Origin of the sequence: Vibrio profundi (assembly GCF_043642225.1) — a bacterium.
Taxonomy (GTDB): Bacteria; Pseudomonadota; Gammaproteobacteria; order Enterobacterales; family Vibrionaceae; genus Vibrio; species Vibrio profundi_A.
The window spans coordinates 1-17,572 of sequence record NZ_JBHZSF010000027.1 but is presented as its reverse complement, the minus strand read 5'-3'; the positions used below and the strand labels follow the sequence as shown (position 1 = coordinate 17,572).

Genomic DNA, 17,572 nt, shown 5'->3' with positions numbered 1-17,572 from the left:
TGGGTACGGTTATCGAGATACAGACTACTTCTTCTTGAAGATAAAAGCGGCTTTCCCCGGAAAGCCGCGATGAACCTATTTTTTAGGGTTTCAATTAGCTACTATTCTGACAAGCTGTTGCCCCGTTATCTTTTAGTTAAATCTATCAACAGAAAAACCAAGCCACGTGATGACCTAGTTTTTCTAATCTGAATTATGTCAACAACCATCATCCAATATTTGAATCGTTTCACTTAGAATTCAAAATCTTCCCACAATTTTCGAACCGAGCTATTAGGGTCATTGATCTGTTTCGATTTAACATCAAATTGCATTGTTGGTCGTTCCGATAAGTTGTATGGAGACCAATCAGCTTTGCTTGTCTTGATGAATCTTAGCCATTGCTTGTGCATGGTATTAATAAGTTCAACTGGAGGTTGTGAGCCGACAAGTCTTTTTGCTTGTTCATTGTCAGTGGTATTAAACACAAACGGCACGTCAACAAAGTGTGCGGCTCCTAATTGATCATCAAACGCAGGTGACATCCAAGAAAAATTATAATGCCAAACATTGTTGTCGTTTTTAGTTAACTGTTGAGCAATGTGCAGTGCTGGCATTCTAAAGGTAAAATCAGATTTGATATCGGCAAAAGTGTCTCCAATGGATTTTCCATTGTCTTCTGTTGAATACACATCCGCAGGCCAACCTTCCAATGACAAGTCAGATAATAATAGTGACTTCGTTTTTTCGGTCGTATTGTTAACGGCACCACTTGGCACCATGTACAGTCGTGACTCTTGATCTGTACTACCAACGATGACTGGAATAGAAGGTGAAGCTTTGGTGAGATCTTTCATTGGAGACTCGATAATGATATCCCCATCAACAACGGGCAAAAATGCGGTGCCTCCCCACGATAGCATTCCCCATTTACCACGATCTTGTATGGTATAACCCATATCAATAACGTTCTTAACTAATTCAGGAAATGGAACCGTCGATAAGCCTTCAACGGTGGCTGGAATATTCAGTTTTTTGGTATAGCTTTGTGTGATTTTCTGAGCTTCTTTCTGAGTTAAAAATGCCATTGGAGGACTTTGCATAATGGCTTTCTGGAATAGGCCTTCTGCTTTTTCGGTACCCAATAAAATGGCAACACTTTCTGCCCCAGCAGACTGACCTGCAACAGTAACTTGGCTAGGGTCTCCACCAAAATCTTCGATGTTCTTTTGTACCCACTCAAGAGCCATGATCTGATCAAGAATGCCGCGATTATCAGGTGCGCCCTCTAGGTGCATAAAACCATCAACGCCTACACGATAATTGATCGTTACAACAATCACGTCATTCTGAGCAAAGCTTGTTCCGTCGTAGGCTAACTCTGCTGCATCTTCTCGGATGAATGCGCCTCCAGGGATCCATACAATGACTGGCAGTTTTTTATTTGATGCCTTGTTGTTGGTAGCAACGGCACTCATAGGTGTCCATATGTTCAGAGTTAGATCATCGGGAGCCCCCACCAAGGTGGTGTTTTTATCTCGGCTAGGCTGTGGGACAGGTTGACCTGCTTTTGTTGCATCTAATAATCCGTTCCAAGTTTCGTATGCTTGCGGTGCTTGAAATCGGCGATCTGCCGTAAAAGGGTTTTGCGCATATGGGACGTCATAAAATGTGGCCACGCCATCATGGTTGCTTCCCATAAGTTTACCTGACTCAATGATTACCAAAGTTGAGCTTTCAGGATTTTGAATCTGGGCAAATAGTGTATTACTTTGAATTAAACCTGTACTAAGGCATGCGACTAGCATCATTGTTTTTTTCATTTTATTCGGCTCGGTATTGGAATATAAGGTCAGTATAAATCCTAGTTTGAAGTTGATATATATGCTATACGTCAATAGATTGTTGCATAAATCGAACTATTGAGGGTGTATGGATAGAATCATATCGATGGAAGTATTTGTTTCTATTGTGGAATTAGGTAGCCTAACTGCGGCCTCTGAAGAGCTAGGAATATCACGCTCCATGGCGACTCGCCACATCGCTGCGTTAGAAAAATCGCTAGGTGTCCGTTTATTATATCGTTCAACAAGAAGCCTAGGAATTACAAATGTAGGTCGAGAGTTATTACCTTTTTGCCAAAATATTTTGAAGCAAAATGACCAGTTATATAGCCTTGCTCAAGAGCAACAATCTCAGCCCAAAGGTCGAATATCCCTGGTAACGAGCATTTCATTTGGTCAGCTTTATCTTGCTCAAGCTATTGAGAGATTCATGCTTAAGTACCCAGAAATTGTAGTCGATCTCACGTTGTCGAATCATTCACTGGATTTGATTAAACATGGAATTGATATGGCAATTGAATTAAGTAACGACCTACCCGAATCTTTAATTGGAAAGAAATTGGCTGATTGCCCATCGGTGGTTTGCGCTTCTCCTCAATATCTAGCAGAACATGGCGCTCCTTTATCTCCCGAAGATTTACTCGATCACAATTGCTTGATCCACAAACGAATAGGCCATGATTGGCTGTTTGTTCCTAAAGCCGGTTCTAAATCTGCTCAGCCTATTAATGTGACGGTCACAAGTAACTACTCTGTAAATGATAGTTCCATACTTCTTAATGTAGCGATTAATGGCAAAGGTATAGCGTGTTTACCTCTGCCTTTTATTGACAATGAAGCACAAGCTGGAGCTCTCACTATTCTGCTAACAGACTATCATGTGAACTCTGTTGGCATATGGGCGCTGTATCCCTCAAGACAATATCAGCCTAAGTTACATCGATACTTGTTGGATTTTTTGCAAGAAGATTTATCGATTAAGCATGATCAAATGCGTAATATTGATCCATGAAGCTATGTGGGTAATGAAGCTAAGCAACAATGTTGCCCTACCTAATCGGTTAGTTACTTCTATACTTTTAAAGGTTTCGTAATATCAACATGTAATGAATGAGTTAATTTAGACTGCTGCATAATTGCGATACTAGAAGTTATGTGAAAGTTCAGCTTGTCCGCTCGTTCGTAACTCACAATTGTCCATTTAAGTGTTTGAGCAATACACCACCGATAGACTTCATCACTAGTTTTGTTTCAAGTTTATTATTTCAGGCTACCCTGGTGGTGAACGGAAACTCCCAGAAGCTATCATATGTTGCATTTACAAAAAATACTTAAGGTGCATAATCATTTGGTTGAAAGAAGTTCGCGCCGCAATTTCATTTGCGTCACGAACATTATGAGTGGGGCTTTATACACTATCTGTTACCGCAAGGTCGCGTTTAGTTAAATTTCTAATAATGTCTTCCATTGCTCTGTTCGGCCATAAAACTCGGTATGAGGCAACCTCTTAAATTCCCCATTGTCTTCAATCATAAGTGTTGGGTAACCCTGAACGCCCAATCGGGTCATCATTTGATGGCTAATATCGATTACGGCGTCTTCTAAGGGTTCCCTTGTTTGCATTTTCTCTCGCCATAACTGTTGGTCGAGCCCTAGTTGAACAACCAACTCTTCCAAACTGCTAAGAGTATTGACGGCTTTGCCTTCAATGTAATGTGCTTTTTGTATTGCTTTTAACATGTCAAATGGATCAAGCCCTAAAGATTCTCCAACAAGAATTGCCCGAGTAGGAAGATAAGAGTCCAGAACAAGTTGCTCATTACCTGCTACACGTTCTATATAATCCTGTCCGAACTGAGCATTGGTCTGTTCACTAATTCGTCGGTCACTATTTAAAATATGCTGACGAAACGATGGTGCTATCAATTTTGCTGGAAGCATCCCTCCGGGGTGCATTACTAGCTGATACTTACTGCTGCTTGCAATTGATTCTACCAATGGAGTCGCGCCATAGCACCACCCACACATAGGATCATAGAAGTAGTGAATAGTTACCATGTCATCTCCCCCATATGAACTTTCGCACCAATGCTTAAAGCAATAGGTAACTTCGAGTCTTTGTATTTCTCAGACATTTTTTCAATGAGTTGTTTGCTATTTTTACTGTTCTTTTTTGACTCACTGAAATCTTCAAGATACTGCAAAGAGTAGTTAATGGATTCAACGTTTAACGCAGTTCCCGATTTCATATGTCCCGGAATAACCGTTTCCGGTTGTAAAGCTTGCATCTCCTTAAGTTGCTCACTCCATGCATGTTGACTCTGCTCGGTTTGCGTATCTGCAGTCCAAAGATGCAAATTTCCAAATATTGCTATGTTACCTAATATTGTTTTACTTGAAGGAATCCATAAGTATGGGCGGTGCGGTAAAACGCCATCCGTACCTTTTATCTCAATCTTGTGTCCTTCCAAAATAAGACTTGTCGCCTCTATTACTTTAGGAATATAAGGCGTAACAGGTGCATTACTGCCCATTCTAGGACTCCACACCTTGAGTTTGGAAGGCAGTTTCTTTTCTATGACTTCTTTTACCGCAGGCGTTGTCACAATATCTGCATTGGGAAACAAGACGTGTAATACTTCAGCGCCAAAATAGAAGTCAGGGTCGGCCTGACTAATGAAAATAGTTTTTAATTCTTTACCCGTATCCTGTATTTTTGCTGCAATCCGCAGAGCATCTGCTTTAGTAAAGCCAGTATCTATCAGCATTACCTCACTTTCTCCAACAATCAATGTTGAGTTTGCGTGGAAGCTGTTTTCGTCTGCGTTATAAATATCAAAAGTCAGTGTCGTTTGCTCTGTGGCAAAGGCGCTACCTGCGACTAAGATGGATGCGGCTAATAGGCTGATTCTTTTCATGACTTGCTCCGTAAATTATATGGCTTGTTTTGATGTGATAAACCATAAATGATTGACATGATCTGAAAAACATACAAAATCAAACATCATTATTTCTTAATTCGAGCAAATAAATGGATAAATTAACCGCTGCAAAAGTATTTGTTGATATTGCTCAATCAGGCAGTTTTACCGCTACGGCTGACAGACTTGAGATGTCTCGCCCCATGGTGACACGTTATGTTGAAGCTATGGAGAAGTGGTTAAACGCCCGTTTACTACATCGAACAACCCGAAAGGTAACGCTCACAACGACCGGAGAGCGGTGTTTAAAAGAAGTTGAGGTTTGGCTTGAGCAAGCGAACGGGTTAGTCGCTTTAAGTGATAATAGTGAAGAGCTAACCGGGAGAGTACGAGTTGCGACAAGTATGTCATTCGGGTTTTCGCAGCTTGTCCCTGCGCTTTTGAATTTCATGGCTATGCATCCCAAAGTCCATGTCGATATCGATCTACAGGATTCAGTCGCAGACCTGACAGAAAAACAAATTGATCTTGCGATTAGAATCGCTTCTAATCCGGAACCATCTTTGATTGGTAAACCGATAGCCATTTGCGAATCGGTACTAGTTGCTTCATCTGCATATTTAGCAAGCAGGAAGGACCTCTCGGAGCCAGAGGAACTGAGTATGCATAACTGTCTGGGGTATAAAAACTTTCAGCGACACGTATGGCACCTCACTAATGGTACTCAACAAAAATCAATAGATGTTGAATGTAAACTAACCGCTAACGAGGCTACGACATTACTCCATGCAGCACTTATTGGTGGAGGTGTTGCCATTCAACCAACCTACTTAGCTAATCAATACATCGAAAGCGGCACATTACAGCCAGTCCTATCAGAGTGGAAACCCGCCGATCTGACAATATATGCGCTCTATTCTTCAAGAAAACATCAATCTCCAACCGTAAGAGCATTAATTGATTATTTGCATGAGTATTTCAAAGACAATCCTTGGTAGAACTTGGGGGTTAGAGAGTGGTGGAACAAGAGATTTCTGTCCGCATTCGAAACTTACAATAGCCTATAGGTGGTTTGTGCCTCCCCTCAATATCTAGCAGAACATGTCGCTCCTTTGTCCCCGAAGACTTACTCGATCACAATTGCTTAATCCACAAACGAATAGGCAATGATTGGCTGTTTGTTCCTAAGGTCGGCTCTAAATACGCTCAGCCCGTTAATGTGTGACGGTCACAAGTAACTACTCTGTAAATGATAATTCCATACTTCTCAATGCCGTGATTAATGGCAAAAGTATATCATGTTTAACATTGCCCTTTATTGTCAACGAAATACAAACTAGGACTTTGACTGTCTTATTGGAAGACTTTAAAATCAAACAATTGGCATATGGGCTCTGTACCCCTCAAGGCAATATCGCCCCAAACTACCTCGACACTTTTTGGACTTCTGCATAATTGCTGCCCGTAGAGTTACGATACTAGAAGTTATGTGAAAGTTCAGCGTGTCTGATGGTTCGTAACTCAGAATTGTCCGTGCGACCTGAGGTCGTATGAAGCGTTGTTCACCGCTTAACGAGTGAACCATCTGTATCACCAGATGAACCTACGAGCCTGAATAAAGCAGCGGCTCGAACAATGTAACGAAACTTGGCCGTTGGGCTGAGTGGGAAAAGAATCGTGAGAGGACGTTCCTCCTGAAAACCACAATTCGGGTAAGTGCTAGGTAGTCAGTATGATGAACGTATGTGAATCCATTCAAGGTGCGTTATATGATGAAGCAGCGGAAGTGGTTAATACGCTGTGGCCAAAAGGCAATGAGAGTTGGAAAGAGGTTGGACAGTACTTTTTCGTGGTCGCCGTACTCTCCGCACTTATATGGACTCCTCGTTTTAATCAATGCCTTTTTAAATAGAACGATAGTTGCGCACTTATATACGGGCTCTTATTGGAGAGCTACTCCTGCCCTTTGATGTGTTCGCTCCAATGGTCCGAGTCTATAGCGCAGTATCTAAGTACTTTTGTGCGGATCTGAATTCCATTGGTTGTATTATCGCTTTATTTTATGCAAGTCATTGAATTAAAATTTGATTAACACTACTTATGCTTGAATCGCCAATGGGTGATACTCACTATCACTTTTTATGAGTGCAACGGCGGTTCTAACCGTCTTATTTGCCAGAGCAATAGCAGCTATTTTCTTACCACGTCGCTCTATCATAGATTTTAACCACCGTTCTTTTTCTGTTGTTGGTGCTCGAAGTGTAACTTTGTACACTATAGACATTGCTCCTTGATACAAGAGGCTTCTCAAACGCTTATCTGCGCAACTTTTAGAAATATGCCCTATACGCTCTTTACCGCCAGTAGAGTGTTGTTTAGGCGTTAATCCTATACAAGCAGACGCATCTCGACTTCGAACAAATTCTTTACCATTACCTAAACGTACCATTAGACCTAATGCTACGATTGGCCCAACTCCTTCTAGTTTACTAAGCTTTTTACAGATTTTATTTTGACTAACATGCTCTGTGATTAAACCGTCGTAGTATTCTATTTGTTCTGTATACATAGCTAATAAATCAGATTGAGATGCGAGTACTTGCCGTAAAGAATCTGGTAACCCATTTTCTGCATCTTCTAATATTTCTGGGATCCGTTTTACTAAAGGAGTTATTCCTTTGGGCAAAACGATGCCAAATTCCATTAAGAACCCACGCATTTGATTACTAAGTGCTGTTCGTTGGGCTATCTGTAATGCCCGAGCACGATCCAAACACTGTAGTCCTTGCTCTTCTTCAGACATCTGACTGCAACTAGATATATGAGGAAGTAGAGCGGCAACCCCTATCGCATAAGCATCATTCTTATCCGTTTTCTGTTTGAGTTGTAGACCTGTAACTGCACGAGGGGGGATGACTTTAATTTCGTAATTATTTTTCTTCGCTAAGCGAGCCCAGTAATGAGAACCACCACAAGCCTCCATGACCACTAAAGAAAACTTCTTCTTTCCAGTTAGCAGTCTGATCAAACTAGTACGGCTGATAGCTTTGTTCATGAGAACTTCACCATTGATTCTCATATAGCAAACTTGAAATGAGTTTTTCGCTAGGTCGATGGCAAGTATTAGATTGTCTTCCATATCTGAGCTCCACTATTTTTACAGGTGTATTTATAACGTAGTCCCCGAGGGGAGAGGAGTCCATACATCTATAGTGGGCATCTAAGCTGACATTTTACGTAACATACGGAACAGGGTAAGCCTGTATCACTCCCTTTGGGAAAGCCTTTGTGGCCGATAGTGGTGCAGGTATAGGAGGTCGGAAAAAGCGAAGGCTGTATTGTAACGATGCAGATACAGACTTATGTCTGATCACGAAAGTGAGCCCACTTCCGACTGGTCTCCCATTGCGAGAAAATTTGAAGAACTTTATTCAAGGAGAAAAGCAAATTATGGTCTCGAAAGAGATTAGTGCATCTTCTGACGGTGCTCAGTGGCAGTCTATCGACTGGAAATCCGCTGAAGTGCACGTATTAAAGCTTCAAATGCGTATCGCAAAAGCAACGAGAGAAAAGAAATACGGTAAGGTGAAATCCTTACAGTGGCTCTTAACTCATTCTCGCTCAGCAAAACTGCTTGCTGTTAGGCGAGTCTCTCAAAACAAAGGCAGTAAAACGTCTGGAATAGATGGCGTTATCTGGAACACAGATACTCGCCGTATGAAAGCAGTTAATCAACTGAGTCGCAAGACTTACAAAGTAAAACCACTCAAACGTATCTACATCCCCAAAAAGAACGGTAAGCTCAGGCCATTGGGTATTCCATGCATGATTGATAGAGCGCAACAAGCCCTCCACCTTCTAGCATTAGAACCAGTGTCCGAAACGCTTGCCGACCTCAATAGCTATGGGTTTAGGCCAAACCGCAGTACGGCTGACGCCGTCAGTCAGTGTTTCAAATGTTTGGCTCTAAAGCGATCAGCGAAATGGGTTCTTGAGGGAGATATTAAGGCTTGCTTCGACAAAATCGGGCATCAATGGCTTATGGACAATATCACGGTAGATAAACGTATGTTAGTGCAATGGTTAAAGTCTGGCTATGTGGATAAGGGGCTGTTCTATGATACCGATGAGGGTACACCTCAAGGTGGAATAATCTCTCCAACCTTGATGATAATGACTCTCGCGGGAATAGAGCAACAAATAAAATCTACAGCCCTGAAAAAGGGTGCTAAGGCTAACTTTATCGGTTACGCGGATGATTTTGTGGTTACTTGCTCTTCAAAGGAAGTGCTAGTGAACGACATCAAACCGTTGATTGCTGACTTTCTGGCAAAAAGAGGGCTAACCCTATCCGAAGAGAAAACGAAGGTCACTCATATTGATGATGGCTTTGACTTTCTGGGTTTCAATCACAGGAAGTACAAAGGGAAATTACTCATTAAACCGAGCAAATCCAACACGTTGTTATTCTTGAGAAACCTACGTGAACTTATTAAAAAGCACGCAACCATCCCTGTTAACGATCTTATCAAGTTGATAAATCCGAAACTCAGAGGTTGGGCGAATTACTATCGCCACTGTGTTGCTAAACAAGTATTCGGGTATGTCGGCCACAAACTATTCCAGGCGCTATGGCACTGGGCAGTTAGACGTCATCCAACCAAGTCCAAAGACTGGGTTGTTCATAAGTATTTTCTTAATCGTAAAGGCCAGTGGCAATTTCACGGTTGGCAGAAAATTATGAACATGGACTGTCACTTCAATCTGTTCCAAATAGCGAAAGTGCCCATCGAGCGACACGTAAAAATCAGGAATGCAGCAACCCCTTTTGACCCTCAATACCAAGAATATTTGGTGAAGAGAAAATCTAAAAGGCTAGCCCGCAACTCTTGGAAAGAGCCTGTCCCGACTGCGTTATAATTGCTGGGTATCAATGATGCCTTAGTGGAGGCTTGAGCCGTATGCAGTGAAAGTTGCACGTACGGTTCTTAGAGGGGCGGCACTTGGTAACAAGTGTCGTCTACTCGACAAAAACGTCACAATCTGAATTCTAATACGTGGCATTTTCTACCTCGAAAATGCCCCAAAGTCATTCAGAGTAAATCCTCATTTATACCTTGTTAATATGAACTTACCCGACTAAAAGTTATCCGAATTCCCCCTTGAATAACGCACTTATAGAGGCAGAGTCATGCTAGGGTAAAACCGGCTGTTGGGCGTCTAATTAGTGATATACAAATGCAGTAAGCAAATGTAACTTAAGAGGTTAGTCTGTTCGCGAACTTGAAGCCTATATTACATCACCAAAAATTCGCTACCGTTTACCATGCTTCATGGCGATTTAGATAAACCAGTATCACTAGAGCAAAGCGAGTTACTCAAACAATTATTAGACAAGTACGGTGTAGAAAATCAACTTTTTGTTGAACAAGGTGTTGGTCACAGTGCACCGGTCTTTGATACTGAAAAGTATGTGTCAGAAGTTTTTTATTTTGTCCGAGCGCACCTCCCTCCTCAAACCTTCGAAAAGCTTTCAATGTGCGCGATACACTATTTTTCGCCCATTAATCAATTTCACTTGTGACAAAGTTATCAGAATTATGCATTTTCGGTAACGCTCCCGAAATTATCGATCTATCATCCACCCAGATACAAAAGTGAAGTAATCAACACGACTGATTTCTATTTCTTCTTCGATATAGAGCTTGTACATCAAAAGTATAAGCCGAAATGCGCTTACGAATTATTTTGGGAACGTTTGCAATCAACCCAAAACAATTAACGTGAGAACATAAGAATGAAACTACACACTTTAGCGGTTGCTGTAACAATGGGGCTAATGACTACATCGGTATTAGCAAGTGAAGACGTTGCAGCATTAGAGCAACGTATTAATGAATTAGAACAAAGAGTTGCACAAACGGAGCAGGTTTCTACCGAAGCCAATGAAAAGGCTTCTTCGTTTGAGTTTCACGGCTATGCACGCTCTGGGTTATTGATCAACGACGACCTAAACGGCGCGACAGGTACTGGTCCTTACATGACAGCGGCGGGTGCGATTGGTGCGCCAGTTGGGCGTTTAGGGGTTGAAGATGATAATTACGTTGATGCCAATTTTACGTATAAGCGCTTCAATGATGACGGTTCTCGCGCATTATTTAGCCTCATGATGTCAGATGGCACTGAAACAAATAACGACTGGACAGCGAGTGAAAGCCAACTAAATGTGCGACAAATCTATTCGGAATTAAGTGGGTTAACTATGTTCGCTGAGTCAGAAACGTTTTCTCAAGCCGCGTTCTGGGCGGGTAAACGATTCGATCGCGACAACTTTGATATTCACTTTTTCGACTCAGACATCGTTTTCTTAGGTGGTACAGGTGCGGGTGTATACGATGTCCAGATGAGCGATAGTTGGAAAGCTAATTTTTCGATTTATGGTCGAGACTTTGGCGAGATCGATAGCCCATCGACGGATATTGAAAACTACATTGCAACCATGAATAACCGTATTGGCCAATGGCAAGTGATGTTGAGTGGCATGACCTCAGCAGACAACGATAGCCGCTTAAATGGTGCAGCTGAAAGCGGTGTACACGCAATGTTTGCGTACCATGGAGACAACTTCTTTGGCCTGAGTGAAGGTTTCTCTAAAACGGGTATGTTAGTGGGTAGCGGCCTAGGTGCAGAGCTAAAAGGCATTGGTTCAAATGGTGATCTACTGGATGACGCAAAAGCCGTTCGCCTGTTTAGCTACGGTGTCACTCGCATTGGCGAGAACTGGCGCTTAGCGCCTGCATTAATGGCAGAGCATAGCCAAGACCGTTTGAAGAAGAATGACGAGTTCACATGGGCTTCTTTAAACATTCGATTAGCTCAAGAGTTCACAGAAAACTTTGAGATGGTTTACGAAGGCTCATTGCAGTACATGGATTTAGACAACTCGACAGAGCAAGCGAGCGGTGGTTTCTACAAAGCGACAGTGGCACCAACACTCAAGCTTTCAACCAGCACTGGTTTCTTTGACCGACCTGAACTGCGTTTCGCTGTAAGCTATGTAGATTGGAGTGAAGACCTGAATGGTTACTCGATCAGCACTGAGGCGGATGCAGCAACGATGGGTGAGGGCGGCGAGGTGCTGTTTGCACTGCAGATGGAAACTTGGTTCTAATTACCTTATATATCGTTTAGATAGAGAGTGTTAATCATGATGTGATAGTCGCATCATCAAATGCCAACCTTATCGTTTCAACTCGAAGGTTGGCATTTTTTTATCTTGGAATAACTTGATCTCTGAAATAAATCGCTAGCAAGACTCTCGGTCAATAGTGGTGAAGGTCAACACCATCTTACTCATTTCAAAGCCTTTTTTCTCAATACGGTCGAGCAGCAGCTTGGCTCCATTTTCTCCCGCCTTATCAAACGCATAGTTAAACGTAGACAGCGTTGGTGTGCATACTGAAGCAAGTTCATCGTCACCCACGCCGAGTACCAAGACATCCTTTCCTGGAATGAGTCCTGCTTCCTGAATGGCTCTGATCGCACCGATTGCGATACGGTCAGTTGCGCAGAACAGGCCGTCGAGCTTGGTGTGCTCTTTTAGAGACTGTTTAGCCAGTTGGTAACCTGACTCTATGGTGAAGTCGCCACGGGCGTGAAATTGCAGTGTGAGGTCGTTAAATTGAAGCGATTGAGCGAAGCCTTCCGATCTCATTTTATCAACCGCAATATCATCACCTTGCACACCGATGAATCCCATATGCTTACAACCTTTCGCTATGAGGCGATTACCCGCTTCAAACCCTACACGTGCATCATCGTGCACAATGCTTGGGATGTTAAACATTGCTCCGTCTTGACCAACCAATACAACAGGTACTGCAGAGCTTTGAATGGCTTTGACTAATTGATCGTCTAGGTGAGTTGCGTACAGGATAATTCCTTCTACACGTTTTTGATTAAATATTTGAATATATTCGAGTTCTTTGTGGTGTTTTTGGTGTGTGCTTGCCAAAAGAACATGTTTCCCCGCTTGCTCTAATACTGCGGTTAAACCGTCGACACCTTGAGAGGTGGCGTGGGAAGAAACCCTAGGAACAATCACCCCAACGAGGTTGGTTTTCTGAGACTTTAAGTCTTTAGCGACTTGGTTTGGGAGATAGCCACATTCTTCGACTGCTTTCCGCACCTTCACTTTGGTCGCGTCTTTTACACCATATTCATCGTTGATTACTCTAGAAACCGTCGACTTGGAAACTCCAGCGAGACGAGCGACATCATGAAGACTAGCCATTATCATTATCCATTTGTATTTTTAGTTTTGGGATTGTTTGCAAACAGAGCATCAAATTTACCTGTTATTAGGAGATTTTAACCCTGTCTTCTTATCCTAGGGAGATAATTTGAAGATCATTCTCACAGTATTGAGCAGTTATCTTTGAACATTTGTTATTTCTAGGCAAAAATTTGTTTTGCAAACGTTCCCGAAAATTCAAAGGCTCAAATGATAATCCAATGGGGTATGTAATGAATTATCCAAAAATAGCAAAAGAGCTGCTTTCTCTATTAGGTGGTAAAAGTAATATCACCGCACTTGCACACTGTGCGACTCGTCTGCGTCTTGCGGTTGCAGACCAAGACAAAATTGATGAACAGGCGATTGATAACCTTGAAGGGGTTAAGGGCCAGTTTAAAGTAGCAGGTCAATATCAGATCATCTTTGGCTCAGGCATCGTTAACCAAGTTTATGCTGAGCTAGCTAAGCTGACTGAAATGACGGAAATGTCGACCAACGATGTGGCGTCTGCAGGTGCTGACAACCAAAATATCCTGCAACGCGCGGTGAAAGGTCTGTCTGATATCTTTGTACCAATCATTCCGGCAATTGTTGCTGGTGGTTTGTTGATGGGTATCTACAACCTATTGACGGCGCAAGGCTTGTTCATTGATGGCAAATCTTTAATCGACGCTAATCCGGGTTTGACCGACTTAGCAAACATGATCAATACATTTGCTAATGCTCCTTTTGTGTATTTACCTATTTTATTAGCATTTTCAGCGAGTAAGAAGTTTGGTGGTAACCCATACCTTGGCGCGGCTTTAGGTATGTTGATGGTTCACCCAGACTTGCTTAACGGCTGGGGCTTCGGTGGCGCATCGGTTTCGGGCAGCATTCCAGTTTGGAACATTTTAGGTTTCGAAATCGAGAAAGTGGGCTATCAAGGTTCAGTACTGCCCGTTCTTGTTTCTGCGTTTATTCTAGCGAAAGTTGAGCTTGGCCTACGTAAAGTGGTGCCTTCAGTTCTGGATAACTTGCTAACACCGTTACTGGCTATCTTTGTGACAGGCTTACTCACATTCACTGTTGTGGGTCCATTTACACGTGATATCGGCTTCCTATTAGGTGACGGCCTTAACTGGTTGTACAACAGTGCTGGCTTTGTCGGTGGTGCGGCGCTTGGTTTGATTTATGCACCTTTTGTTATCACAGGTATGCACCATAGCTTTATCGCTATCGAAACTCAGTTGCTTGCAGATATCGCAACGACTGGCGGTACGTTCATCTTCCCTATCGCGGCGATGTCTAACGTGTCACAAGGTGCGGCGGCACTGGCGGTTGGTTTCATGACTCGTGATAAAAAAATGAAGAGTATTGCGATTCCTTCTGGTGTAACAGGTCTGCTTGGTATTACTGAACCTGCAATGTTCGGTGTGAACTTGAAGCTTCGTTACCCATTTATTGCTGCGGTTTGTGGCGCAGCGGTTTCAAGTGCGTTTATCACTATGTTTAATGTGAAAGCACAAGCGCTTGGTGCGGCGGGTATTCCAGGTGTTATTTCAATATCTCCGGAAAAAATTGGTTATTACGTGGTGGGGATGATCATCGCGTTCGTAACTGCCTTTGCACTGACTGTTGTTTTAGGTTTGCGTGAACGCAGCAAGCAAAATATTAAAGCCACAGCTTAACGTTTCTCCCTAGAAGTGAAGTACACCCCCTTCGCTTCATTTTATATGTTTGGGGGTACTAGCTGACTAATTTAGCTTGGCTAGTTTTTATATTTTTACATGGCAGCGTGAAGTGTCACCTTGCTTTAGGTTGCTACTGCGTTCGATTGCCATTGCTTTCGGTTGTCATGAATTTCAATTTTAAGGTAAACAAGATGAATCAAGTTTGGGTAACTGGAGATGCAGTCGTCGACCTCATTCCGGAGACTGATACGACGTTGTTAAAATGTCCGGGCGGTGCTCCAGCTAATGTCGCTGTAGCGATTTCTCGCCTTTTAGGCAAAAGCGCATTTTTCGGCCGAGTGGGTAATGACCCGTTTGGCGCTTTTATGGAAGATACCCTGAAAAAAGAAGGTGTGAATACTGAGTACTTGGTTAAGGACCCTGAACAACGTACATCCTCAGTGGTGGTTGATCTTGATGATCAAGGCGAGCGCAGTTTTACGTTTATGGTTAAGCCAAGTGCCGACCAGTTTATGTCTGTTGAAGACATTCCCGAATTTAAGCAAAACGAGTGGCTACACGTCTGCTCAATCTCTTTGGCTAATGAACCAAGCCGAAGCAGCACCTTTGAAGCGATCCGACGCATGAAAGCCGCGGGCGGTTACATCAGCTTCGATCCAAACCTTCGTGATGAAGTGTGGCAAAACCCATCTGAAATTAAGTCTGTGGTCATGAAGGCGGTCGAGCTGGCTGATGTGGTTAAATTCTCAGAAGAAGAACTGGATTTCTTAACCGATTCAACGTCGATGGAACAAGGTTTGGCTAACATTGCAGATCTTAACAACACGCTTGTTCTGGTTACACAGGGCGCGAAAGGCGTTTGGCGAGTATTTGAAAACCAAGGTGTATTGATTTCAGGTCGCTCAGTGACGCCAGTGGATACTACAGGCGCTGGCGATGCTTTTGTTGGCGGTTTACTTGCAAAGCTTTCTCAACATGAAGAGTGGAATAATCAACAAGTCGTTGATTCTGCAATCCTGTGGGCGAATGGGTGTGGTGCATTAGCAATCACGCAAAAAGGTGCGATGACGGCACTTCCAACGCAAAACGCTCTTACTCAGTTTATTACTCCTGATCAAATTGTCATCTCGGCTCAGTCTAATAAACAAGGCATCTCAAGTGCGACAAACACTGAGGAGAATGTATGAGTTTGAATTCGAACTGGACAGTAGAGCAAAGGTACTGTCGCGTAGAGCAGATTTCTCAAGACAGTATGGATGCGATGGTAAAACAGCGTAAGCAAGATTCTGGATACCCTAGTTACCATATTGCTCCCAAATTTGGCTTGCTGAATGACCCGAATGGTTTGTGTTTTTTCAACGGCGAGCATCATATTTTTTACCAATGGACGCCGGTCGGCCCTGTTCATGGCATGAAGTATTGGTATCACTTGTCGACAAAAGATTTTGTTCACTTCGTAGACCATGGCATTGGACTGCATCCAGACCAAGACTACGATTCTCATGGGGTTTATTCTGGTGGAGCTCTCGTTGAAAATGACGAAGCTATTTTATTCTTCACGGGAAATCATCGTGATGAAAACTGGGAAAGGTCTTCAACTCAGTGTTTTGCGAAGATGTCTGTCAAAGGGCAAATAGAAAAGCATGGTGTGGTTATCGAAAATGAACACTACACAGAACATTTCCGCGACCCAAAAGTGTGGAAGGGCGGTGACGATTACTTGATGGTTGTTGGGGCTCAGACCCAAGAAGAACGTGGTTCAATGGCGCTGTACAGAAGTCGTGACCTCATGAACTGGCAGCATAAAGGTTCTATTCAAACTCGTTACAACAATCTTGGTTATATGTGGGAATGCCCAGATTTTTTTGAAATCGATAATCAGTCGGTGATGCTGTTTTCTCCACAAGGTGTCTCTAGCGATAATCCGTACGATTTTAAAAACATTTACTCAGTGGCTTACATTGTTGGTGATTGTTTGAATTTAGATTCGATGGAATTTGAAAACCATCAAGATATCGCGCAGCCTGATTACGGGTTTGATTTTTACGCTCCTCAGACTTACTTAGACGATTCAGGTCGTCGGATCTTGATTGCTTGGGTAGGCCTTCCTGATATCGACGCTCCATCTGTAGTGCACCAATGGGCGGGTATGTTGTCATTACCACGCGAGCTTAACATCCAAGATGGCTATCTGGTGCAATCGGCTTTACCTGAATTGAACGCGTTGCAAGGCGAAGCGGTTACGGTTGAGAGCGTTCTTGAACTGGATACAACCAGCTTCATGGTTCAGCTTGAAACGGAAACGGACGAGTTTGAGTTAACGCTTGTTAATGCTGCGGGTGATAACATCGTGTTCAGTGCTACAGAAACGGAGTTCATGCTTGATCGCAGTAAGATGTCTCAACTTTATGCGGAAGAGTTTGGCTCTGTGAGAAAAGCACCGAGGTTGAGCTCCAAGCAAACCATCGAGGTTTATGTCGATAAGTCGGTGATCGAAATTTTTATCAATGGCGGTAAGCATACAATGACCAGCCGTTTCTTCATTGATGATTTGAACGCGCTGTCCATTACTGATGGTGTGAAAACTGTTTATCACGCAATGAGCACAATTATAGGACTAGATGACTAAGTTGTTACAATTATACAAACCACTTTACGAGTGGTTTGTATTGCCTTGAAGCATTTTTGTAGTGGCAAGTGAATTGGATCACTACATTAGAGGCTTTGCTATACCTCAAGTTATCCGATAAATGCTAATTTAGCATTTCATATAACACGAAATTGTCCGTGCGACGTGAAGTCGCATGAAGCGCTGTTCACCGCGATAAGAGTGAACCGTTTGTATCACCAGACGACCCT

At 42.8% G+C, this 17,572-nt stretch carries 13 protein-coding genes and 1 pseudogene; 9 read left to right on the top strand and 5 right to left on the bottom strand.

Annotated elements, in window-relative coordinates:
- Positions 1–233: 233 nt before the first annotated feature.
- On the bottom strand, positions 234–1,790 hold the full coding sequence (locus ACHUFI_RS22035; RefSeq protein ID WP_372384876.1) for a carboxylesterase/lipase family protein: 1,557 nt from the start codon (positions 1,788–1,790) through the stop codon (positions 234–236).
- A gap of 121 nt (positions 1,791–1,911) precedes the next feature.
- Here ACHUFI_RS22035 and ACHUFI_RS22030 point away from each other — a divergent pair, with 121 nt between their 5' ends.
- Positions 1,912–2,835, top strand: a complete 924-nt coding sequence (locus ACHUFI_RS22030) for a LysR family transcriptional regulator (RefSeq protein ID WP_394253103.1) — start codon at positions 1,912–1,914, stop codon at positions 2,833–2,835.
- A gap of 431 nt (positions 2,836–3,266) precedes the next feature.
- On the opposite strand, the gene ACHUFI_RS22025 is transcribed toward ACHUFI_RS22030, so the two are convergent.
- A complete protein-coding gene (locus ACHUFI_RS22025; protein ID WP_394253101.1) occupies positions 3,267–3,881 on the bottom strand; it encodes a DsbA family protein in 615 nt (204 codons plus the stop codon).
- Entirely contained in the window at positions 3,875–4,741 is an 867-nt protein-coding gene (locus ACHUFI_RS22020) for an MBL fold metallo-hydrolase (protein ID WP_394253099.1), read from the bottom strand. The genes ACHUFI_RS22025 and ACHUFI_RS22020 overlap by 7 nt, the downstream gene beginning before the upstream one ends.
- Positions 4,742–4,854: 113 nt before the next feature.
- Here ACHUFI_RS22020 and ACHUFI_RS22015 point away from each other — a divergent pair, with 113 nt between their 5' ends.
- The 3 genes and pseudogenes from ACHUFI_RS22015 (at position 4,855) to ACHUFI_RS22005 (ending at position 6,656) form a co-directional block, all read left to right on the top strand.
- The gene (locus tag ACHUFI_RS22015; RefSeq protein WP_124939119.1) at positions 4,855–5,742 is read left to right on the top strand and encodes a LysR family transcriptional regulator; all 888 of its coding nucleotides are present in this window, start codon (positions 4,855–4,857) and stop codon (positions 5,740–5,742) included.
- 69 nt (positions 5,743–5,811) lie between these two features.
- Positions 5,812–6,237, top strand: a pseudogene (locus tag ACHUFI_RS22010) (LysR substrate-binding domain-containing protein); the annotation flags it as partial.
- A 239-nt stretch (positions 6,238–6,476) separates the two neighbouring features.
- Positions 6,477–6,656: a hypothetical protein gene (locus ACHUFI_RS22005; RefSeq protein ID WP_394253097.1), complete on the top strand. Its 180-nt coding sequence runs from the start codon at positions 6,477–6,479 to the stop codon at positions 6,654–6,656.
- 186 nt (positions 6,657–6,842) lie between these two features.
- Here ACHUFI_RS22005 and ACHUFI_RS22000 read toward each other — a convergent pair whose 3' ends face one another.
- On the bottom strand, positions 6,843–7,883 hold the full coding sequence (locus ACHUFI_RS22000; RefSeq protein ID WP_394253095.1) for an IS110 family RNA-guided transposase: 1,041 nt from the start codon (positions 7,881–7,883) through the stop codon (positions 6,843–6,845).
- A gap of 308 nt (positions 7,884–8,191) precedes the next feature.
- Here ACHUFI_RS22000 and ltrA point away from each other — a divergent pair, with 308 nt between their 5' ends.
- Both ltrA and ACHUFI_RS21990 read left to right on the top strand, forming a co-directional pair.
- Positions 8,192–9,664, top strand: a complete 1,473-nt coding sequence (gene ltrA, locus ACHUFI_RS21995) for a group II intron reverse transcriptase/maturase (RefSeq protein WP_394253105.1) — start codon at positions 8,192–8,194, stop codon at positions 9,662–9,664.
- A gap of 877 nt (positions 9,665–10,541) precedes the next feature.
- Complete coding sequence (locus ACHUFI_RS21990) at positions 10,542–11,915, top strand: carbohydrate porin (RefSeq protein WP_394253093.1); 1,374 nt, start codon at positions 10,542–10,544, stop codon at positions 11,913–11,915.
- Between the two features lie 135 nt (positions 11,916–12,050).
- Here the strand turns inward: ACHUFI_RS21990 and ACHUFI_RS21985 are convergent, their stop codons facing one another.
- Entirely contained in the window at positions 12,051–13,037 is a 987-nt protein-coding gene (locus ACHUFI_RS21985) for a LacI family DNA-binding transcriptional regulator (protein WP_394253091.1), read from the bottom strand.
- A gap of 233 nt (positions 13,038–13,270) precedes the next feature.
- Between ACHUFI_RS21985 and ACHUFI_RS21980 the strand changes: the two genes are divergently transcribed.
- The 3 genes from ACHUFI_RS21980 to ACHUFI_RS21970 all read left to right on the top strand — a co-directional run bounded on the left by ACHUFI_RS21980 (position 13,271) and on the right by ACHUFI_RS21970 (position 17,342).
- A complete protein-coding gene (locus ACHUFI_RS21980) occupies positions 13,271–14,710 on the top strand; it encodes a sucrose-specific PTS transporter subunit IIBC (protein WP_394253089.1) in 1,440 nt (479 codons plus the stop codon).
- Positions 14,711–14,904: 194 nt separating this feature from the next.
- Positions 14,905–15,900, top strand: coding sequence for an aminoimidazole riboside kinase (locus ACHUFI_RS21975; RefSeq protein ID WP_394253087.1), 996 nt, complete (start codon positions 14,905–14,907; stop codon positions 15,898–15,900).
- The gene (locus ACHUFI_RS21970) at positions 15,897–17,342 is read left to right on the top strand and encodes a sucrose-6-phosphate hydrolase (protein ID WP_394253085.1); all 1,446 of its coding nucleotides are present in this window, start codon (positions 15,897–15,899) and stop codon (positions 17,340–17,342) included. The genes ACHUFI_RS21975 and ACHUFI_RS21970 overlap by 4 nt, the downstream gene beginning before the upstream one ends.
- The last annotated feature ends 230 nt before the right edge of the window (positions 17,343–17,572 follow it).